The 20,588-nt window shown below is 50.7% G+C and carries 21 protein-coding genes, 1 tRNA gene and 1 pseudogene; 13 read left to right on the forward strand and 10 right to left on the reverse strand.

Annotated elements, in window-relative coordinates; translation table 11 throughout:
* The first annotated feature begins 182 nt into the window (after positions 1–182).
* The gene (gene dkgB / locus D9597_RS19375; RefSeq protein ID WP_130224078.1) at positions 183–986 is read left to right on the forward strand and encodes a 2,5-didehydrogluconate reductase DkgB; all 804 of its coding nucleotides are present in this window, start codon (positions 183–185) and stop codon (positions 984–986) included.
* Here dkgB and yafC read toward each other — a convergent pair.
* The gene (gene yafC, locus D9597_RS19380; RefSeq protein WP_130224080.1) at positions 983–1,897 is read right to left on the reverse strand and encodes a DNA-binding transcriptional regulator YafC; all 915 of its coding nucleotides are present in this window, start codon (positions 1,895–1,897) and stop codon (positions 983–985) included. The two genes, dkgB and yafC, sit on opposite strands and share 4 nt — an antisense overlap.
* Positions 1,898–2,137: 240 nt before the next feature.
* Here yafC and D9597_RS19385 point away from each other — a divergent pair, with 240 nt between their 5' ends.
* Positions 2,138–2,938 (forward strand): endonuclease/exonuclease/phosphatase family protein, encoded by an 801-nt coding sequence (locus tag D9597_RS19385; RefSeq protein ID WP_089628352.1) that lies wholly within the window; start codon positions 2,138–2,140, stop codon positions 2,936–2,938.
* Between the two features lie 76 nt (positions 2,939–3,014).
* Positions 3,015–3,785: a class I SAM-dependent methyltransferase gene (locus tag D9597_RS19390; RefSeq protein ID WP_130224082.1), complete on the forward strand. Its 771-nt coding sequence runs from the start codon at positions 3,015–3,017 to the stop codon at positions 3,783–3,785.
* 47 nt (positions 3,786–3,832) lie between these two features.
* Here D9597_RS19390 and mltD read toward each other — a convergent pair whose 3' ends face one another.
* Both mltD and gloB read right to left on the reverse strand, forming a co-directional pair.
* Complete coding sequence (gene mltD / locus D9597_RS19395; protein ID WP_130224084.1) at positions 3,833–5,191, reverse strand: murein transglycosylase D; 1,359 nt, start codon at positions 5,189–5,191, stop codon at positions 3,833–3,835.
* A 71-nt stretch (positions 5,192–5,262) separates the two neighbouring features.
* Positions 5,263–6,018: a hydroxyacylglutathione hydrolase gene (gene gloB, locus D9597_RS19400; RefSeq protein WP_130224086.1), complete on the reverse strand. Its 756-nt coding sequence runs from the start codon at positions 6,016–6,018 to the stop codon at positions 5,263–5,265.
* A gap of 33 nt (positions 6,019–6,051) precedes the next feature.
* On the opposite strand from gloB, the gene D9597_RS19405 reads away from it, so the two are divergent.
* On the forward strand, positions 6,052–6,774 hold the full coding sequence (locus tag D9597_RS19405) for a class I SAM-dependent methyltransferase (protein ID WP_130224088.1): 723 nt from the start codon (positions 6,052–6,054) through the stop codon (positions 6,772–6,774).
* Here D9597_RS19405 and rnhA read toward each other — a convergent pair.
* A complete protein-coding gene (rnhA, locus tag D9597_RS19410) occupies positions 6,771–7,238 on the reverse strand; it encodes a ribonuclease HI (protein ID WP_096939563.1) in 468 nt (155 codons plus the stop codon). The genes D9597_RS19405 and rnhA overlap by 4 nt on opposite strands.
* A 64-nt stretch (positions 7,239–7,302) precedes the next feature.
* Here rnhA and dnaQ point away from each other — a divergent pair, with 64 nt between their 5' ends.
* Positions 7,303–8,034, forward strand: coding sequence for a DNA polymerase III subunit epsilon (dnaQ, locus tag D9597_RS19415; protein WP_001366128.1), 732 nt, complete (start codon positions 7,303–7,305; stop codon positions 8,032–8,034).
* A 132-nt stretch (positions 8,035–8,166) separates the two neighbouring features.
* Positions 8,167–8,243, forward strand: a tRNA-Asp gene (locus tag D9597_RS19420).
* Between the two features lie 99 nt (positions 8,244–8,342).
* Here the strand turns inward: D9597_RS19420 and yafV are convergent.
* Complete coding sequence (gene yafV / locus D9597_RS19425; protein ID WP_130224090.1) at positions 8,343–9,113, reverse strand: 2-oxoglutaramate amidase; 771 nt, start codon at positions 9,111–9,113, stop codon at positions 8,343–8,345.
* 180 nt (positions 9,114–9,293) lie between these two features.
* Here yafV and ivy point away from each other — a divergent pair, with 180 nt between their 5' ends.
* On the forward strand, positions 9,294–9,740 hold the full coding sequence (ivy, locus tag D9597_RS19430) for an Ivy family C-type lysozyme inhibitor (RefSeq protein ID WP_205712914.1): 447 nt from the start codon (positions 9,294–9,296) through the stop codon (positions 9,738–9,740).
* Between the two features lie 42 nt (positions 9,741–9,782).
* On the opposite strand, the gene fadE is transcribed toward ivy, so the two are convergent.
* A complete protein-coding gene (gene fadE, locus D9597_RS19435; protein ID WP_130224094.1) occupies positions 9,783–12,227 on the reverse strand; it encodes an acyl-CoA dehydrogenase FadE in 2,445 nt (814 codons plus the stop codon).
* Positions 12,228–12,466: 239 nt separating this feature from the next.
* Between fadE and lpcA the strand changes: the two genes are divergently transcribed.
* Positions 12,467–13,045 carry a D-sedoheptulose 7-phosphate isomerase gene (gene lpcA / locus D9597_RS19440; RefSeq protein WP_016159301.1) on the forward strand — a complete coding sequence of 193 codons (579 nt, stop codon included), beginning with the start codon at positions 12,467–12,469 and terminating at the stop codon, positions 13,043–13,045.
* Positions 13,046–13,149: 104 nt separating this feature from the next.
* Positions 13,150–13,917, forward strand: coding sequence for a class II glutamine amidotransferase (locus D9597_RS19445; protein WP_000333380.1), 768 nt, complete (start codon positions 13,150–13,152; stop codon positions 13,915–13,917).
* Here D9597_RS19445 and dpaA read toward each other — a convergent pair.
* Complete coding sequence (dpaA, locus tag D9597_RS19450) at positions 13,888–14,628, reverse strand: peptidoglycan meso-diaminopimelic acid protein amidase (protein WP_001225684.1); 741 nt, start codon at positions 14,626–14,628, stop codon at positions 13,888–13,890. The genes D9597_RS19445 and dpaA overlap by 30 nt on opposite strands.
* A 312-nt stretch (positions 14,629–14,940) precedes the next feature.
* On the opposite strand from dpaA, the gene D9597_RS19455 reads away from it, so the two are divergent.
* The gene (locus D9597_RS19455; RefSeq protein WP_130224096.1) at positions 14,941–15,690 is read left to right on the forward strand and encodes a C40 family peptidase; all 750 of its coding nucleotides are present in this window, start codon (positions 14,941–14,943) and stop codon (positions 15,688–15,690) included.
* A gap of 56 nt (positions 15,691–15,746) precedes the next feature.
* Here D9597_RS19455 and D9597_RS19460 read toward each other — a convergent pair whose 3' ends face one another.
* The 3 genes and pseudogenes from D9597_RS19460 to D9597_RS19470 all read right to left on the reverse strand — a co-directional run.
* Positions 15,747–16,103, reverse strand: a complete 357-nt coding sequence (locus D9597_RS19460) for a type II toxin-antitoxin system HicB family antitoxin (RefSeq protein WP_130224098.1) — start codon at positions 16,101–16,103, stop codon at positions 15,747–15,749.
* Positions 16,096–16,374: a type II toxin-antitoxin system HicA family toxin gene (locus tag D9597_RS19465; protein WP_130209691.1), complete on the reverse strand. Its 279-nt coding sequence runs from the start codon at positions 16,372–16,374 to the stop codon at positions 16,096–16,098. Before D9597_RS19465 ends, D9597_RS19460 begins: the two co-directional genes overlap by 8 nt.
* A gap of 104 nt (positions 16,375–16,478) precedes the next feature.
* Positions 16,479–18,191: pseudogene (locus D9597_RS19470) on the reverse strand (flagellar biosynthesis protein FlhA); the annotation flags it as partial.
* On the opposite strand from D9597_RS19470, the gene lafU reads away from it, so the two are divergent.
* From lafU to D9597_RS19485, 3 genes are all read left to right on the forward strand, one after another.
* A complete protein-coding gene (gene lafU / locus D9597_RS19475; protein ID WP_000207556.1) occupies positions 18,163–18,948 on the forward strand; it encodes a putative lateral flagellar export/assembly protein LafU in 786 nt (261 codons plus the stop codon). The pseudogene D9597_RS19470 and the gene lafU overlap by 29 nt on opposite strands.
* A gap of 70 nt (positions 18,949–19,018) precedes the next feature.
* Entirely contained in the window at positions 19,019–20,074 is a 1,056-nt protein-coding gene (gene dinB / locus D9597_RS19480) for a DNA polymerase IV (protein WP_001226157.1), read from the forward strand.
* Positions 20,071–20,523, forward strand: coding sequence for a GNAT family N-acetyltransferase (locus tag D9597_RS19485; RefSeq protein WP_001059855.1), 453 nt, complete (start codon positions 20,071–20,073; stop codon positions 20,521–20,523). Before dinB ends, D9597_RS19485 begins: the two co-directional genes overlap by 4 nt.
* Positions 20,524–20,588 lie beyond the last annotated feature (65 nt).

A 20,588-nucleotide genomic window follows, 5' to 3' on the forward strand; every position in this document is an offset into this window, starting at 1 on the left:
GAGTCCCGTCCGTTCCGCCACTTATTAAGAAGCCTCGAGTTAACGCTCGAGGTTTTTTTTCGTCTGTATTTCTATTATTGCCAAAATCGCAAAAATCCTCTGCGTTTTACGCCCTTTTTCCGCAACAGTCTAAAGCTCATAATCACCTTAGTTAACGAAAATAGCATTAAAAGAGGCATATTATGGCTATCCCTGCATTTGGTTTAGGTACTTTCCGTCTCAAAGACGACGTTGTTATTTCATCTGTGAAAACGGCGCTTGAACTTGGTTATCGCGCAATTGATACCGCACAAATCTATGATAACGAAGCCGCAGTAGGTCAGGCGATTGCAGAAAGTGGCGTGCCACGTCATGAACTCTACATCACCACTAAAATCTGGATTGAAAATCTCAGCAAAGACAAATTGATCCCGAGTCTGAAAGAGAGCCTGCAAAAATTGCGTACTGATTATGTTGATCTGACGCTAATCCACTGGCCGTCACCAAACGATGAAGTCTCTGTTGAAGAGTTTATGCAGGCGCTGCTGGAAGCCAAAAAACAAGGGCTGACGCGTGAGATCGGTATTTCCAACTTCACGATCCCATTGATGGAAAAAGCGATTGCTGCTGTTGGCGCTGAAAACATCGCCACCAACCAGATTGAACTCTCTCCTTATCTGCAAAACCGTAAAGTGGTTGATTGGGCCAAACAGCACGGCATTCATATCACTTCCTATATGACGCTGGCTTATGGTAAGGCACTGAAAGATGAGGTTATTGCTCGTATTGCAGCTAAACACAATGCGACCCCGGCACAAGTGATTCTGACGTGGGCGATGGGGGAAGGTTTCTCAGTAATACCTTCTTCTACTAAACGTGAAAACCTGGAGAGTAATCTTAAGGCACAAAATTTACAGCTTGATGCCGAAGATAAAAAAGCGATCGCCGCACTGGATTGCAACGACCGCCTGGTTAGCCCGGAAGGTCTGGCTCCTGAATGGGATTAAGCCTCTCTGACAGCTCCTCCGGGAGCTGTTTTTACATGCTCGCTAAGGAAATCGATAAAAGCCCGGATGCGCGTACTTACCGCACGGTCGCTGTAATAGACTGCACTGAATGGCATTTCCACTGGCAACACTTTATCTGCCATTAACTCCACCAATTCTCCGCGAGCGATTTCTCTGTCGATCATGTAGTCGGACAAACACGCAATCCCGTTGCCACTCAGGCAAAGCTGTTTCAGTGTTTCCCCACTATTGGATGACAAACCGTACTTCACCTCATGTAATTGTCCATCACTACAGGCTATCGGCCAGGTATTGAGGGAAGCGGGTTCAGTGAATCCCAGGCAAACATGTTGCTTTAAATCGTCGATCGTTTCTGGCTTCCCGTAGCGGGAAATATAATCGGGGGAGGCGATAATTTTTCGATAACTGTTAAATAACGGCCTGGCACGTAAGCTGGAATCCGTTAACGTACCGGCGCGTATCGCGACATCCACTTTTCTTTCGATCAAATTAATAATCGTTTCGGAGGAGACTAGCGATAAAGTGACTTCCGGATAGCATTCACGAAAAGGCTTAATCAACGGCATCAGAAAGTGCAGCACCACTGGAGTTGCGGCATCGATCCGTAACAGTCCACGCGGTGTATTACGCGTCTCCATAATTTCTGATTCTGCCGCTGCCATCTCCTGCAAAATTGACTGTACGCGACGAAAATAACGCTCGCCTTCTTCCGTCAGGCTAAGTTGTCGCGTGGTCCGATTAAGCAGGCTAACGCCTAGTTTCATCTCCAGCTTTTTCACCGCCCGGCTTACCGCTGAGTTTGCTTGCCCTAATTGTTCCGCTGCCCGGCTAAAGCTGCCGCTTTCGACGACCGAAACAAAAATGGCGAGTTCTTCCGACGTGGCTTTCATTTTTGCTCCTGTTGCAAAATAGAAGAGATATTTTGAATTTATTTGTCATTAAACCATCAGGATACGTGATATGTCATCCGATTTAATGATATCTATAAAGAGTAAAATTCAGCCTGGTGTAAGTACTTGCTTACATAACAATCTACAATTGCTCGTTGAAAGAGTGAGCTAAAATCCCTATAACAGTAGAACCCTCCTGAATGCGGAAGGGGTGACGTAATCGAGGTTTCAAAGTCAAAAGTGCGAAAAAACACCTATGCCATGCGCTATGTTGCCGGACAACCTGCGGAAAGGATTTTACCGCCGGGGTCTTTTGCGAGCATTGGCCAGGCATTACCGCCCGGCGAACCGTTAAGTACCGAAGAGCGTATTCGGATCCTGGTGTGGAACATATACAAACAGCAACGCGCTGAATGGTTGTCGGTATTAAAGAACTACGGCAAAGATGCACATCTGGTGTTATTGCAGGAAGCGCAAACAACGCCAGAGTTAGTACAGTTTGCGACTGCTAACTATCTTGCTGCCGATCAGGTACCCGCTTTCGTGCTGCCGCAGCATCCTTCCGGTGTCATGACCCTTTCGGCGGCGCATCCCATTTATTGCTGCCCGTTACGTGAACGTGAACCTATTTTACGTCTGGCGAAATCAGCGCTGGTGACGGTCTACCCATTACCTGATACCCGCCTGTTGATGGTCGTCAATATTCACGCCGTCAACTTTAGTCTGGGCGTAGATGTTTACAGTAAGCAGTTGCTTCCTATTGGCGATCAGATTGCCCATCACAGCGGCCCGGTCATTATGGCGGGAGATTTCAATGCCTGGAGCCGTAGAAGGATGAACGCGTTATATCGCTTTGCGCGGGAAATGTCGCTGCGCCAGGTGCGTTTTACCGATGATCAGCGCCGTCGGGCGTTTGGTCGCCCGCTCGATTTTGTTTTCTACCGTGGTCTGAACGTCAGCGAAGCTTCTGTACTGGTTACGCGCGCTTCCGATCACAATCCGCTACTCGTTGAATTCAGTCCCGGCAAGCCTGATAAATAAGGTATGTCAGGTCTGCCACAGGGCAGACCAACGTTTGGCGCTGCCCTTTATACTCAAACAACAAAAGGACAGCGCAATGACAACACAATCCCACCATGACCACGTAGAAAAGCAGTTTAGCTCGCAGGCCAGTGAGTATTTAACCAGTACCGTACATGCATCCGGGCGAGACTTACAGCGCCTGGCGGTGCGTCTGGCTGATTATCCTGATGCAAGTGTACTTGATATGGGCTGCGGAGCAGGGCATGCCAGCTTTGTCGCTGCGCAAAACGTGAGCACGGTGGTGGCGTATGACTTATCTGCCCATATGCTGGATGTCGTGGCACAAGCTGCCGAAGCCCGGCAACTGAAAAATATCACCACCCGCCAGGGATATGCCGAAAGTCTGCCATTTGCCGATAACGCATTTGATATTGTTATCAGCCGTTATTCTGCCCATCACTGGCATGATGTTGGTGCAGCACTGCGTGAAGTGAATAGGATATTGAAACCCAGCGGTAGGCTGATTGTGATGGACGTAATGTCTCCGGGTCACCCAGTGCGCGACATCTGGTTACAGACGGTAGAAGCATTACGCGATACCTCTCACGTACGAAACTACGCCAGCGGTGAGTGGTTGACGTTAATCAATGAAGCCAATCTGATAGTTGATAATTTAATTACAGATAAGTTACCACTGGAATTTTCTTCATGGGTCGCCAGAATGCGTACGCCAGAAGCGTTAGTAGATGCTATTCGCATTTACCAACAGAGCGCATCGACAGAGGTGAAAACGTATTTTGCCTTGCAGAATGATGGCTCTTTCACCAGTGATATCATCATGGTAGAAGCACATAAAGCGGCATAAATAAAAAAGGCACCGGGGGAATCGGTGCCTTTTTATTATCTGGTTTGTCAGGAATCTGGCATGTTGTTGTTTTTCACAAACAACGTCAGCTTATCGCCTGGTTGCAGATTCGCAGTGTCGCTGTTCCAGCGCATCACATCTTTGATGTTCACGCCGTGGCGTTTAGCAATGCTTGAAAGCGAATCGCCTTTGCGCACACGATACGTAATGCTATCGCTGTTGTTTGCCAGTCGCTGTGCGCTACTACCTGCGCCAATCGTCAAACTTTGGCCTGGTTTCAGCTTAGATCCGCGCAATTTATTCCACTGCTGCAAATCTTTGGTGCTTACGCCGAGACGTGAAGCGATACTTGAAAGCGTGTCGCCAGAACGAACGGTGTAAACACGACTGTTAAGCGGCGTATTGTCGGCAACCAGTGTCGACTGTACAGCAGCAATTTCGCCGGAAGCCAGAGATTCACGCAGTTGATCTGCATGCTTCTTTGGCACCATCACGTACTGCGGACCACTTGCGCCCAGCGTGGAGCCTTTCACGCCAGCGTTGAATGTCTTCAGCTTGCTGACGGAAATTCCCGCCATATCTGCAACCTTCGCCATATCAACCGGGCTACTCAGGTGTACACGCGCCAGAGCACGGCTTTCATCGGTCGTCGGCAGACGTACGCCATAACGTTTGCTGTTTTTGAGAAGATCGCTCAATGCCAGCATTTTAGGCACGTACTGCTTCGTTTCCTGCGGCAACGGTAACGACCAAAAGTCGGTGGATTTCCCACGTGCTTTGTTCGTTTTAATTGCCTTCATGACCCGACCTTCGCCGCTATTATAAGCCGCTACGGTCAAAAGCCAGTCGCCGTCAAACATCTTGTTCAGACGTTGCATCATGTTCAGCGCGGCGGTTGTTGAAGCAACAACATCGCGACGCGCGTCATAAGTGCGAGTCTGTTTCAAACCATAATTGCGCCCCGTGCTCGGAATGATCTGCCAGATGCCTGCGGCATTGGCGCCAGACGTCGCGTGAGGATCAAAAGCGCTCTCCACTATGGGTAGTAGTACCAGTTCCATAGGCATGTTACGTTTTTTAACTTGCCCGGCTATCCAGTACATATACGGCTCTGCCCGTAAAGTTACATCGTGGAGATAGCTCTTATTGCGTAAATATTTCTGTTTCTGTTCGCGAATCCGGTCATTTTCCGGAATTCCCATCTTTAGCTCGTCGCCAATGAAAGCCCACAAGTCACCATCTGGCGCGATAGACGTCCCATCGTCCATCCATCGTGCCTGACTTGTAAACTTTGCTGCTTCCCCTTGACCAGCTGCAGAAAGGCTCTGTGCGTGCTGTTGGACGTTACCGGTACTCTGGCAACCCACGAGCAGGACAGAGGCGAGTAATATCGCTTTTGCCTTCATGTGTGTGTCAATAGTTGCTTAAAAGACGACCGATCATAACGGCGAACGAAGCCGATGACAAGAAAGTTTTATCAGAATCTATCTTTCTTTGACCTTAACCAGGCAAAACGTTCCTCAGGTTGTTGCAATAATGTTTCTTTATTAATTACATTAATTAAATCAATATCTTCTGTTCTTAAAAAAACATTAATTTTCCGCTCATTTTTCAGAATTACGGGGAGTGTAATTTGATTTTTTGCCCGTAACTCAATAACTTTACGATAATAATCATTTATGGACAAATCGTGCGGAAGAATACTCAAGGTAAACTTCATATTTGATAAAGTATATTCATGAGCACAACACACCAGTGTATCGTCAGGTAGAGCACTTAATTGTTTAAGTGATTGATACATTTGAGAAGCTGTACCTTCAAATAATCGCCCGCAGCCACCAGAGAAAAGAGTATCACCGCAAAATAGATAAGGATTGCTGAAGTAACAGATGTGTCCTAAAGTGTGACCTGGTGTAGCAATTACACTAAATTCATGCCCCAAAACGAAGGCAGTATCACCATCTTTGACTACCTGCGTTGTTCCCTTATCTTGTGTCTCTTGTGGACCGTAGACCACAATTTGCGGAAACTTTTCCACCAGTTCTTTTACGCCGCCAACATGATCGTGGTGATGGTGGGTGAGAAATATGGCCTCCGGTTGCCAGTTATTGGCGGCAATGGCCTTTACTACCGGCTCCGCTTCTCCAGGATCGACAATCAGGCAACGGCCTGCTTCATCATTCAAAACCCAGATGTAATTGTCATCAAAGGCAGGAATACTGTTAAGATTCATATATTACCTCTCAGTGTGAAACGGAAGGTTGTGATGAAACCGGCAAGGAACCCTCAAACAGTCGTGGCTCCTGATTGCTGGGGCGATTTGCCCTGGGGAGAGCTTTATCGCAAGGCGCTGGAGCGCCAGCTCAACCCATGGTTCACAAAAATGTATGGTTTTCATCTGCTTAAGATTGGCAATTTAAGCGCAGAAATCAATTGCGAAGCGTGCGCGGTTTCTCATCAAGTGAATGTTTCTGCGCAAGGAATGCCCGTACAGGTGCAGGCGGACCCACTTCATCTTCCTTTTGCCGATAAATCCGTCGATGTTTGTCTATTGGCGCATACGTTGCCATGGTGCACCGATCCGCATCGTTTGTTGCGTGAAGCCGATCGGGTATTGATTGATGATGGCTGGCTGGTCATTAGTGGCTTCAATCCCATCAGTTTAATGGGATTACGTAAACTTGTGCCAGTCTTGCGAAAAACATCGCCTTATAACAGCCGGATGTTTACCCTAATGCGGCAACTGGACTGGCTCTCTTTGTTGAATTTTGAAGTGCTACACGCCAGCCGTTTCCACGTTCTCCCGTGGAATAAACATGGTGGAAAACTATTGAGCGCGCATATTCCTGCGCTTGGTTGCTTACAACTTATCGTTGCCCGGAAACGGACTATTCCTTTAACGCTCAACCCGATGAAACAGAGCAAAAACAAACCGCGAATTCGCCAGGCGGTCGGCGCCACCCGGCAATTTCGTAAACCACAGGCTTAAACTTCGACTTGGTAGCCCGTATCTTCCTGTGTGGGATTCATTGCCGCGGCACGAGCCAGTTCATCGCAACGTTCGTTTTCTGGATGACCTGCATGGCCTTTTACCCATTCCCATTTGATTTGATGCTGCCCCAACGCAGCATCAAGACGTTGCCAGAGATCGACATTTTTTACTGGTTTTTTGTCTGCTGTTTTCCAGCCACGTTTTTTCCAGTTATGGATCCACTGGGTGATCCCCTGGCGGACATACTGGCTGTCGGTACTCAGAATGACTTCACAGTGTTCTTTTAACGCTTCCAGCGCGACAATAGCGGCCATCAACTCCATACGGTTGTTGGTGGTGCGGGTGTAGCCAGCGCTAAAAGTTTTTTCGCGTCCACGATAGCGTAAAATAGCGCCGTAACCCCCAGGTCCTGGATTACCCAGACACGAACCATCGGTGAAAATTTCTACCTGTTTAAGCATCTCTGGTAGACTTCCTGTAATTGAATCGAACTGTAAAACGACAAGTCTGACATAAATGACCGCTATGAGCACTGCAATTACACGCCAGATCGTTCTCGATACCGAAACCACCGGTATGAACCAGATTGGCGCGCACTATGAAGGCCACAAGATCATTGAGATTGGTGCCGTTGAAGTGGTGAACCGTCGACTGACGGGCAATAACTTCCATGTTTATCTCAAACCCGATCGGCTGGTGGATCCGGAAGCCTTTGGCGTACATGGTATTGCCGATGAATTTTTGCTCGATAAGCCCACGTTTGCCGAAGTAGCCGATGAGTTCATGGACTATATTCGCGGCGCGGAGCTGGTTATCCATAACGCAGCGTTCGATATCGGCTTTATGGACTACGAGTTTTCGTTGCTTAAGCGCGATATTCCGAAGACGAATACCTTCTGTAAGGTCACCGATAGCCTTGCGGTAGCGAGGAAAATGTTTCCCGGTAAGCGCAACAGCCTCGATGCATTATGTGCTCGCTACGAAATAGATAACAGTAAACGAACGCTGCACGGGGCATTACTCGATGCCCAGATCCTTGCGGAAGTTTATCTGGCGATGACCGGTGGTCAAACGTCGATGGCTTTTGCGATGGAAGGAGAGACACAACAGCAGCAAGGTGAAGCAACAATTCAGCGCATTGTACGTCAGGCAAGTAAGTTACGCGTTGTTTTTGCGACAGATGAAGAGCTTGCAGCACATGAAGCCCGTCTCGATCTGGTGCAGAAGAAGGGCGGAAGCTGCCTCTGGCGGGCATAAATACCTGTGAAAGGCGCTAAAAATAGCGACTTGGGCGATTTTTGCAGCAAACGATTCAAAAGATGAGAAAAGTCGTTGACGAAGGCCGAGGCAATCCGTAATATTCGCCTCGTTCCCAACGGAACACAACACGGAGCGGTAGTTCAGTCGGTTAGAATACCTGCCTGTCACGCAGGGGGTCGCGGGTTCGAGTCCCGTCCGTTCCGCCAATATTCAGAAAGCCTGAGTCAGTAATGATTCAGGCTTTCGTCGTTTAAGCTCCAGAGAAAAATAGCCACGAAAACTCATCTCGTAGCCATATTTACCCCTTAACGCAATGTGAATTCATCCGCATCCCGCCATGCCGGAAACTTTTCTCTATATTCCCGTAATGCCACCATCGACAGCTCCGCATCAATGCGCGTTGCCTGATGCGCGTCGGCAGTAGCGATAATCTCGCCCTGTGGATTAATCACCCGGCTGTCACCGCGATAATGGCAGCCGTTGCCATCGCTGCCGACGCGATTACATCCCGCCACATACGCCTGATTCTCAATCGCGCGGGCCGTCAGCAATGCCTGCCAGTGCAGAGAGCGCGGAGCAGGCCAGTTGGCGACGTACAGGGCGAGGTCGTAATCGTTGAGATTGCGCGACCACACCGGAAAACGTAAGTCGTAGCACACCAGCGGCAAAATACGCCAGCCGCGCCATTCCACAATCACTCGCGCATTGCCCGCTTTATAATGCAGATGCTCATCTGCCATTCGGAACAGATGACGCTTATCATAAAAATGTACCGTGCCGCCCGGCTCAACCAGCAAAAAGCGGTTAACCGAACCAGACTCCGTTTGTAATGCAACACTGCCTGCAATCAGTGCATTGCACTGCTGCGCTTTGGCGGTCATCCAGCTCACTACGTCATCTTGTGCTAGCGACGAAGCTGCCGCTTCCATGGCAAAGCCGCTGGTAAACATCTCCGGTAGAACGATCACATCGCGCCCGGTAATACCTTCCAGTTGACGATCAAAATGACGCAGGTTGGCAGGACCATCCATCCACACCAACGGTTGCTGCAAAAGCGTAATCTTCAAACCAGGCACGGTGTACAACTCCTTTATGCGAAGGGTTTTATAACTTTAACACCTTATCAGGCTATTACCTTACTGCGGAATAAATTGATAACAAATGCTGATATTGGAAATATCTGATTTGCAAATTATCGTGTTATCGCCAGGCTTTAGGAGGTTAATAACATGGGCAGGATAAGCTCGGGAGGAATGATGTTTAAGGCAATAATGACAGTCGCCGCACTGGTCATCGCCACCAGTGCAATGGCGCAGGATGATTTAACCATTAGCAGCCTGGCAAAGGGCGAAACCACCAAAGCTGCATTTAATCAGATGGTGCAAGGGCATAAGCTGCCTGCCTGGGTGATGAAAGGCGGTACTTATACTCCCGCACAAAACGTAACGTTGGGAGATGAGACGTATCAGGTGATGAGCGCGTGCAAACCGCATGACTGTGGCTCGCAACGTATCGCTGTGATGTGGTCCGAGAAATCTAATCAGATGACGGGGCTGTTCTCGACTATTGATGAGAAAACGTCGCAAGAGAAACTCACCTGGTTGAATGTGAACGATGCGCTTTCGATTGATGGTAAAACGGTGCTGTTCGCGGCGTTGACCGGCAGCCTGGAAAACCATCCGGATGGCTTTAATTTTAAATAATTAGCGGATAAAGAAACGGAGCCTTTCGGCTCCGTTATTCAATTACGCGGCTTCAACTTTCCGCACTTTCTCCGGCAACTTTACCGGCTTCGTCGCCAGCTCTTCCGGATCAAAGTCATCAACGTTAATACTACGCAGACGGCTTTCTTCAGCTTTCACCAGAATAGCGGCTTCATCTTTATCAATCAGCCCCTTCGCCAGCGCGTTGTGCGCCAGTTCATCCAGACGGGTAAATGGCAGGTTTTTACCCAGCTCTTTACAGATCCGCTGATGAATCGGGTCGGCGGCAATCACATCCACCAGCGCCTCTTCCAGTAAACCAACCGGATTATGCTCGCTCGGCGTCAGGTACTGACCCCGACCAATACGTGAGCGAGTGGCGTTCGGCACTTGTAAAATCTTCGCCACTTTATGATCCAGCTTGTCAGACGGTGCCAGATAATGACGTCCGGTCGGGAAGATCACTACATTCAGCAGCCCGGCAACCACGCGGTTCGGGAAGTTTTGCAGTAAATCATCCATCGCCTGTTCAGCCTGATACAGCGCATCTTGTACGCCCCAGTGCACCAGCGGCAGGTCGGCTTCATTACGGCCTTCGTCGTCATAACGCTTCAGAACGGCAGAGGCGAGGTAAAGCTGGCTTAAAATATCACCCAGACGGGCCGAGATGCGCTCGCGACGTTTCAGGCTGCCGCCCAGCACCGCCATCGAGACATCAGAAAGCAGGGCGAGGTTGGCGCTCAGGCGGTTCAGGTGCTGATAGTAGCGTTTAGTGGCATCGCCGGTTGGCGTGCTGCTGGTTAAACCGCGCGTCAGGCCCAGCCAGAAGCTGCGAACTTTGTTACTGCCGACGTGGCCGATATGTTTGAACAGCAGTTTATCGAACGCGTTGACGTCATTATTCTTCGCCGCTTCCATCTCTTCCAGCACGTACGGATGGCAACGAATCGCCCCCTGGCCGAAGATCATCATGCTGCGGGTCAGAATGTTGGCCCCTTCAACGGTGATGGCAATCGGTGCGCCCTGGTAAGCACGCGCCAGGAAGTTGCTCTGCCCGAGCATAATGCCTTTACCGCCGGTAATATCCATCGCATCAATAATCGACTGCTGCCCGCGGTGGGTACAGTGATACTTAACGATAGCCGACAGCACGGCAGGTTTCTCACCGAGCATAATGCCGTAGGTAATCAGCGATGCCGCAGCATCCATTACGTACGCATTACCGGCAATACGCGCCAGCGGTTCTTCAATCCCTTCCATCTTACCGATAGATATTTTGAACTGACGGCGAATGTGCGCATACGCGCCCGTTGCCAGCGCAACCGACTTCACGCCGCCGGTTGAGTTGGAAGGCAGGGTGATGCCGCGGCCTACCGAGAGACACTCCACCAGCATCCGCCAGCCTTGCCCGGCCATTTTCGGCCCGCCGATGATGTAATCGATCGGTACGAACACATCTTTACCGCGCGTCGGTCCGTTCTGGAACGGTACGTTCAGTGGGAAGTGGCGACGACCAATTTCCACGCCCGGCGTGGTGGTCGGGATCAGCGCACAGGTAATACCTAAATCTTCTGCGCCACCCAGCAGTTTTTCCGGGTCGGAGAGTTTAAACGCCAGACCAAGCACGGTCGCAATCGGTGCCAGCGTAATGTAGCGTTTGTTCCAGGTCAGACGCATCCCCAGCACCTGCTGGCCCTGCCATTCGCCCATGCAGACAATCCCGGTGTCCGGAATCGCGCCCGCATCGGAACCCGCTTCCGGGCTGGTCAGTGCAAAGCAAGGGATCTCCTGACCACGCGCCAGACGCGGCAGATAGTGATCTTTCTGCTCATCAGTGCCGTAATGTTGCAGTAGTTCGCCCGGACCTAATGAGTTCGGCACGCCGACGGTAATCGCCAGGATCCCGCTCACGCCGGAGAGTTTTTGCAGCACACGAGACTGGGCATAAGCTGAGAACTCCAGCCCGCCGTACTCTTTTTTGATGATCATCGCGAAGAAGCGATGCTCTTTAAGGTACGCCCACAACTCCGGTGGTAGATCCGCCAGCTCATGAGTAATCTGGAAATCATTCGCCATCCGGCAGGCTTCTTCTACCGGGCCGTCGAGAAACGCTTGCTCTTCGGCAGTCAGGCGCGGCTGCGGATAGTTGTGCAGCTTTTTCCAGTCCGGCTTGCCCTGGAACAAATCGCCTTCCCACCATGTGGTGCCTGCGTCGATCGCTTCTTTCTCAGTGCGCGACATCGGCGGCATCACTTTACGGAAAGCGCGAAATACCGGCGCGGAAATCATCGACTTACGCATAGGCGCAAAGTTAAACGGCACAAGGATAATGGCCAGAGGCACCAGTACCCACGCCGACCACAGACCAGCAACGCCGAGGGCGGCTGTCCAGGCGAGCAAAATCAGACTGCTGATAAATAAGCTCACGCGGTGATAGAACAACGCGCCGAGCAGGACAACCGTAGCGAGAATACTCAAAATCATCATAACGAAAAGCCCCTTACTTGTAGGAGGTCCGACCACTTGTGATGATATGGTTGTAGTGGATGTAAAAACATTTAGCAATGTGTTTACAATATAATTACAACGAAGCTCACATTGTTGCTGTTTTTATCCGCACTTCGGGTCAAAAAGTCCTGGTCATTCCACCGCGCTGGTCTTCTCGCTTTTGGTGGTATCCGGTACACTGCATTTTGTCTAATTCATTTATGCTGAAGGATATCCTCATGTACCAGGATCTTATTCGTAACGAACTGAACGAAGCGGCGGAAACGCTGGCTAACTTTTTAAAAGATGACGCCAATATTCACGCCATTCAGCGCGCGGCGGTCCTGTTAGCAGACAGCTTTAAAGCCGGTGGCAAGGTGCTTTCCTGTGGCAACGGCGGCTCCCATTGCGACGCCATGCACTTTGCCGAAGAGTTGACCGGTCGCTACCGTGAAAACCGTCCGGGCTATCCGGCGATTGCCATTTCAGATGTCAGCCACATCACCTGTGTTGGCAACGATTTTGGCTTTAACGATATTTTCTCCCGCTACGTTGAAGCAGTAGGACGCGAAGGCGATGTGCTGCTGGGGATCTCCACCTCTGGTAACTCTGCAAACGTGATCAAAGCGATTGCGGCGGCGCGTGAGAAGGGGATGAAAGTGATCACCCTGACCGGTAAAGACGGCGGTAAAATGGCTGGCACGGCGGATATCGAAATTCGCGTTCCGCACTTTGGTTATGCCGACCGCATTCAGGAGATCCACATTAAAGTGATCCATATCCTGATCCAGTTGATTGAAAAAGAGATGGTTAAGTAAGTCTGGCGTAGGCCGGATAAGGCGTTTACGCCGCATCCGACCTGAAAATTCTTAAATCAATCTTCGCCGGGGGCCATGCGCTCCCGCTGTTGTGGAGGTTACCGATGTGCGAATTGCTCGGGATGAGCGCCAACGTCCCTACCGATATCTGCTTTAGTTTCACCGGGCTTGTGCAGCGTGGTGGTGGAACCGGGCCACATAAAGATGGCTGGGGCATTACCTTTTACGAAGGTAAAGGCTGTCGCACATTTAAAGATCCACAACCCAGCTTTAATTCCCCCATCGCCAAACTTGTTCAGGACTACCCGATAAAATCCTGTTCGGTTGTGGCTCATATTCGCCAGGCCAATCGGGGCGAGGTGGCGCTGGAAAATACTCACCCATTTACCCGCGAGTTATGGGGACGCAACTGGACGTACGCCCATAACGGGCAATTGACGGGCTACAAATCACTGGAAACCGGCAACTTCCGTCCGGTCGGTGAAACCGATAGCGAAAAAGCCTTTTGCTGGCTGCTGCATAAATTAACGCAGCGTTACCCGCGCACGCCGGGCAACATGGCAGCAGTGTTTAAATATATCGCCTCACTGGCGGACGAACTGCGGCAGAAGGGCGTTTTCAACATGCTGCTTTCGGATGGGCGCTATGTAATGGCGTATTGCTCGACCAATCTGCACTGGATCACCCGCCGCGCGCCGTTTGGCGTGGCAACGTTGCTGGATCAGGATGTGGAAATCGACTTCAGCTCGCAGACCACACCGAATGATGTGGTCACGGTGATTGCGACACAGCCGCTGACGGGCAATGAAACCTGGCAAAAGATTATGCCAGGCGAATGGCGCTTATTTTGCCTCGGGGAGCGTGTAGTTTGATGCCAGCTGTGGTTGCACCACTTCGTGGCTCAACGGCTTGCTGACCACGTAACGGCCATTGACCACAGAAACGGTCGGTGGCTTACGGGTCTGTTCAAAGTAGTCATAGCCCGGCTTCAGTTGCTCCCAGAAGTCCTTAAAGTTGGAATACTTATGACGCTGCATGTTGGCGTCGGTCATGCGAAATGGGTAAATGCTCACCTGCACACTTGACTGACCAAACACCAGCGCACCAGTAACGAACTGGAAGATCTCATCAATACCCTGATTGGTCATTGCGTAGCAGCCGATGGAAACACAATCGCCGTGGATCATCAGGTATTTCCCTTCATAACCATGCGCACGGTCATAGGCATTGGGGAAACCAATATTAATCGCTTTGTAGTAACGGCTGTCTGGTTTTAACTGATTACGCTGAACGCTATAAAACCCTTCCGGACTTTTAAAATCGCCCTGACGCTGTTTTGGTCCTAACCCGCCGGAATATTTACAGATTTTATAACTGTCGAGCAGCTGATATTGCTCGCCCATTTTGACGTAGAGATCGAGCGTACGTTCTTCCTTGAAGATCTGGATGTAGACAGGGGATCCCATCAACTGCTGCTTATACTCTTTGCTCACAGGCGTGGTAGAGCTACTGCTGCCCAGCAAACCGGCAAATGAAACGCACGGGATCAACAACATCGCAAGAATTAATGCGATTTTACGCATACTGCTTATTCCTTGATAAAACGGTTATACACGCCAGGACGGCAAAATAGATCCCAAATCGGAATAGTCTGGATTTGGAAGGCTCACATTATCACCAAAAGAGTTTTACGCAAGCCTGTCGGCGCTGGGTTTACAAATTTAGCATAAGTGGCGATTTTCAAAAGTCCGAAAAGCGCATGTAAAGCGGGTTTATTTCTTATTTCCTAAGGTTATGAAACCTCGATAGTAATATGCAAATAAGCAATTAATAATCCCGCTTCTCCTTCCTTTCCTCTAATATTCTCATCTTCATTCAGCCGGTTTATATCCTTCATGTATTTGTTCTCTCACGACAGATTGCTGCGCCTGGGCGTGTTTTCTTTGTCCCTTTTGCTTCCTTCATTTGCCAGCGCCACCACATCACATATCTCTTTCAGCTACGCCGCCCGCCAGCGGATGCAAAACCGTGCGCGTTTATTAAAACAGTACCAAACCTATCTGAAAAAACAGGCCAGCTATATTGTGGAAGGCAATGCCGAAAGCAGAAGGGCGCTACGCCAGCACAACCGGGAGCAGATAAAACAGCATCCAGAATGGTTTCCTGCGCCGCTCAAGGCGAGTGACAGACGCTGGCAGGCGCTGGCGGAAAACAACCACTTTTTAAGCAGCAATCACCTGCATAACATCACCGAAGTGGCGATTCACCGCCTGGAGCAGCAGCTTGGCAAGCCTTACGTCTGGGGCGGCACGCGGCCCGATCAAGGCTTCGACTGTAGCGGGTTGGTTTTTTATGCCTACAACAAGATCCTTGAGGCGAAGCTCCCGCGCACGGCCAATGAGATGTATCACTACCATCGGGCAACGATTGTGGCGAATAACGAGCTGCGCCGGGGAGATTTGCTGTTTTTCCATATCCACAGCCGCGAGATAGCCGATCATATGGGCGTGTATTTGGGAGACGGTCAGTTTATCGAGTCGCCACGTACCGGGGAAACCATTCGGATAAGCCGATTAGCCGAACCTTTCTGGCAGGACCATTTTTTGGGCGCGCGACGGATTTTGACGGAAGAGACGATTTTGTAAATGGAGAATACTGACGATCAGGCAAAAAATCGGATGCCATATGGCATCCGACCTGTTTACATCTGGGATGAAAACTCACGTTCTAATACATCAACAATAAGCTGATTTTTTGAAATGGAATGTTGTCTGGCGACAATGGTCAGCCGTGAATCGATGTGATGAGGAACACGAAGCGTCAGGCGTTTTTGCTCTTCTTCTTCACGAAAAGGGGAAATGCCGTCCTCTTCACAATCCGCCATCCACTCATCCAGCGCACTTTCACCTTCCCGGTACAATGCCTCAATGCTTGTCGCCACAAAGTCGCAATAACCATTTACATTGAGGAATTTGCCGCGAAATGCGTTGATATCAGCTTCAAATGTTACTGCAGCCGGTTGACCTTTAATGGTGATAATGTTTGATGCTTTATTCATAATCTACCCCTACACAGTTAACAAACCACTCCTTAAGACCTGTTACTGCGCCTTTATCCATCACATTCTTTGGATGTGGCTCATGAGTACTGAATTTGGTCGTACCAATCTGAAATTTCCTTCTGGAACCATTGTTATTTTTTATTGTTCCACCCACCGCTTTAATGAGTGCAACAACATCATCCCATTTAATTCCAGATTTTGGCGGCTCCGTCATTACATCGTCGAATGTTTTTCTATGACGAGAGCCTAGCGCGCTGACCTTAATCATACTATCAATCCATGACGTCATTGTATGGTGTCATCGTAGTCTGTTTGCAGTGTGACGTCAATCAATGGTGTCAGATGGTGCAAAGCATGGAAAAGAATCCCCAATCAACTCAACGCCCCCATAATCTTCAACTCCAGCTCGTCCGGCACTTCGTTATACGACAGCACATGCAGCCCCGGCGCAAACAACCTTGCATAACGCGCCAGCAAAGGGCGCAGCTGCGGCGGCACCAGCAGCACCGGATCTTTCCCCGCCGCTTTCATCTGCTCTTTTACCTGCGGCATCGTGCTCTGGAACTGGTTGAGCATATTCGGGTCCACCGGTACGCTGTCGAGCATCACTTTCCCGCCCTGTTGTGCCTGATTCACTACGTTGGTCAGCAGATTTTCCAGCTCATTATTCAGCGTATACACCGTCAGCTCCTGCTTGCGAACGAACGGATGAGTAATGCTGCGCCGCAGCGCCAGACGCACATCGGCGGCCAGCAAAATATGATCTTTGGTGACGGTGCTACTGGCGACCAGTACGGTGGCGATGGTGACGATATCGCGCAGGGAAACGCCTTCGGTCAGCAGCGCGCGGTACACTTTCAGCAACTGGCTGTAATTGAGCGCCGCGCTCAAATCCTCCGCCAGGCGCGGTGCCATCGACGACAAACGGTTATGCAACTGCGTAATATCGTCATAGTTAAACAAATCAGGAATATAGCTGCGCACAATCTTATTCACGTGGGTAGCAATCACGCTGGCGCTGTCGATCACCTGATACCCCATATTCAGCGCCTTCGCTTTCTGCGCAGGCTGGATCCAGGTCACCGGCATCCCGTACGCCGGGTCGTTCCCCAATACGCCGTCTATCTCGCCGTAGGTTTCGCTGGAGGGCAGCGCCATCAGTTTATCCGCCGGAATATCCGCTTCATCGGCCTTAATACCGTTGATGAAAATGGCGTACTGGCTGGGCTTGAGGCGGAAGTTTTCCCGAATGCGGATCTCCGGCAGCAGCACGCCGTTACCGTCGGATATCACCTGCCGCACGCCGCGAATCCGCTGGGTGAGCGGGTTGCCCTGTGCTTTATCGACCAGTGCCACCAGCTTGTAGCCGAGGCTTAAGCTGATGGGCTCGATCAGCGGTATCGTTTCCCAACTGACCTGTTGCTCGCTGGTTTCGGTGATGGTGCGGGTCAGTGTTTCGAGGCTTTTCTCTTCCGCCTCCGCCGCCTGCGGCTGTTTGCTCATTCGCCAGCCGGTAAAACCCAGCAGGGCGCTGAACAGCAAAAACGGCAGGTGCGGCATCCCCGGCACCACCGCCAGCACAAACATAATCCCGGTGGCGGTGTAGAGTACCGACGGGCTTGCCAGCAACTGGTGGCGCACGTCGTGGGCGATATCGCCGTTGTCGCTGACGCGGGTGACAATAATCGCCGCCGCAGTGGAGAGCAGCAGGGAAGGGATCTGCGCCACCAGGCCGTCACCAATGGTCATCAGCACATACTGCTGGAAGGCGGCATCGGCGCTCAGGTTGTATTTAAAGATCCCGATGCAGACACCGCCGATCAGGTTGATCGCCAGAATCATCATCCCGGCGATGGCGTCCCCGCGCACAAACTTCGATGCCCCGTCCATTGCGCCGTAGAAATCAGCCTCGCTGGCAACATCTTTACGCCGGGTTTGCGCCTGCGCCTGGTTGATCAATCCGGCGTTAAGATCGGCGTCAATCGCCATCTGTTTGCCGGGCATCGCGTCCAGAGTAAAGCGGGCAGAAACCTCGGAAATACGCTCGGCCCCTTTGGTGACGACGATAAAGTTGATTGTCAACAGCGTCAGTAAATCCGAGCGTGAAAGCATTATCGCCGCGCTGCACGGGCAGTCGATTTTCAATGGTGGCGGGCTGTCGCCGTTAAATAAAATCAGCCCGTCTCATCCGCCAAAACCTGCCACCGTGGCGGTGCCGGAAGAGACGGAGAAAAAAGCGCGTGATGTGAATGAGAAAACGGCGCTGCTGAAGAAGAAATCCGCCACCGAGCTTGGCGAGCTGGCAACCAGTATCAACACTATTGCCCGTGATGCGCATATGGAAGCGAATCTGGAGATGGAGATTGTCCCGCAGGGATTACGCGTGCTGATTAAAGACGACCAGAACCGCAATATGTTTGAGCGCGGCAGCGCGCAGATTATGCCGTTCTTTAAAACGCTGCTGGTGGAGCTCGCGCCAGTGTTCGACTCGCTCGATAACAAAATTATTATTACCGGGCATACCGATGCGATGGCCTACAAAAACAATATCTACAACAACTGGAACCTTTCGGGCGATCGCGCGCTTTCGGCTCGTCGGGTGCTGGAAGAGGCCGGAATGCCGGAAGATAAAGTGATGCAGGTAAGCGCAATGGCGGACCAGATGCTGCTGGATGCCAAAAATCCGCAAAGCGCGGGTAATCGGCGCATTGAGATTATGGTGCTGACCAAAAGTGCGTCCGATACGCTGTATCAATACTTTGGTCAGCATGGGGATAAAGTGGTGCAGCCGCTGGTACAAAAGCTGGATAAGCAGCAGGTGCTTTCGCAGCGAACGCGTTAAATGCTGAATCTTTACGCATTTCTCAAACCCTGAAATCACTGTATACTTTACCAGTGTTGAGAGGTGAGCAATGCGTAAAATCATTCATGTGGATATGGACTGCTTTTTCGCAGCGGTGGAGATGCGCGACAATCCCGCCCTGCGCGATATCCCTATTGCTATTGGCGGCAGCCGCGAACGTCGGGGGGTGATCAGCACCGCCAATTATCCCGCGCGTAAATTTGGCGTACGTAGCGCTATGCCGACAGGGATGGCGCTCAAATTATGCCCACATCTCACCTTGCTTCCGGGGCGCTTTGACGCCTACAAAGAAGCCTCAAATCATATCCGCGAAATTTTCTCGCGCTACACCTCGCGCATTGAACCGCTGTCACTGGATGAGGCTTATCTCGATGTCACCGATAGCGTCCATTGCCACGGTTCTGCGACCCTCATCGCCCAGGAAATCCGCCAGACGATTTTCAACGAGCTGCAACTGACGGCATCTGCGGGCATTGCGCCGGTCAAGTTTCTCGCCAAAATCGCCTCCGACATGAATAAACCCAACGGCCAGTTTGTGATTACTCCGGCAGAAGTTCCGGCATTTCTGCAAACCTTACCGCTGGCAAAAATTCCCGGCGTCGGCAAAGTCTCGGCGGCAAAACTGGAAGCGATGGGGCTGCGGACCTGCGGTGATGTACAAAAGTGTGATCTGGTGACTCTGCTTAAACGCTTTGGCAAATTTGGCCGCATTTTGTGGGAGCGTAGTCAGGGGATTGACGAGCGCGACGTTAACAGCGAACGGTTACGAAAATCCGTCGGCGTGGAACGCACGATGGCGGAAGATATTCATCACTGGTCTGAATGTGAAGCGATTATCGAGCGGCTGTATCCGGAACTTGAACGCCGTCTGGCAAAGGTAAAACCTGATTTACTGATTGCTCGCCAGGGGGTGAAATTAAAGTTTGATGATTTTCAGCAAACCACTCAGGAGCACGTCTGGCCGCGGCTGAATAAAGCTGACTTAATCGCCACCGCGCGTAAAACCTGGGATGAACGCCGCGGCGGGCGCGGTGTGCGACTGGTGGGGCTGCATGTGACGTTGCTTGACCCGCAAATGGAAAGACAACTGGTGCTGGGATTATGAATAACATACAAATAAGAGACTATCAGCCTGGCGATTTTCAGCAACTATGCGCTATTTTCATTAGAGCGGTTACGATGACTGCCAGTCAGCATTATTCACCACAACAAATTGCCGCCTGGGCGCAGATTGACGAATCTCGCTGGAAGGAGAAACTCGCGAAATCACAAGTGCGGGTTGCAGTCATTAATGCAAAACTGGTCGGCTTTATTACCTGCGTTGAACACTATATCGATATGTTATTTGTTGACCCTGAATACACCCGCCGTGGGGTTGCCAGCGCTTTGTTAAAACCTTTGATTAAGTCTGAATCCGAACTTACGGTGGACGCAAGCATAACCGCAAAACCCTTTTTTGAACGTTATGGTTTTCAGACAGTTAAGCAGCAACGCGTTGAATGTCGGGGAGAGTGGTTTATTAATTTTTATATGCGTTATAAACAGCAACATTAAATCCAGCTTGCAATGAAAATAACGCAAGCCTAGTATGTGCGCGTTTTCTTATTCCACAAACTGCA

Origin of the sequence: Escherichia sp. E13S3 (assembly GCF_004212325.1) — a bacterium.
Classification (GTDB): domain Bacteria; phylum Pseudomonadota; class Gammaproteobacteria; order Enterobacterales; family Enterobacteriaceae; genus Escherichia.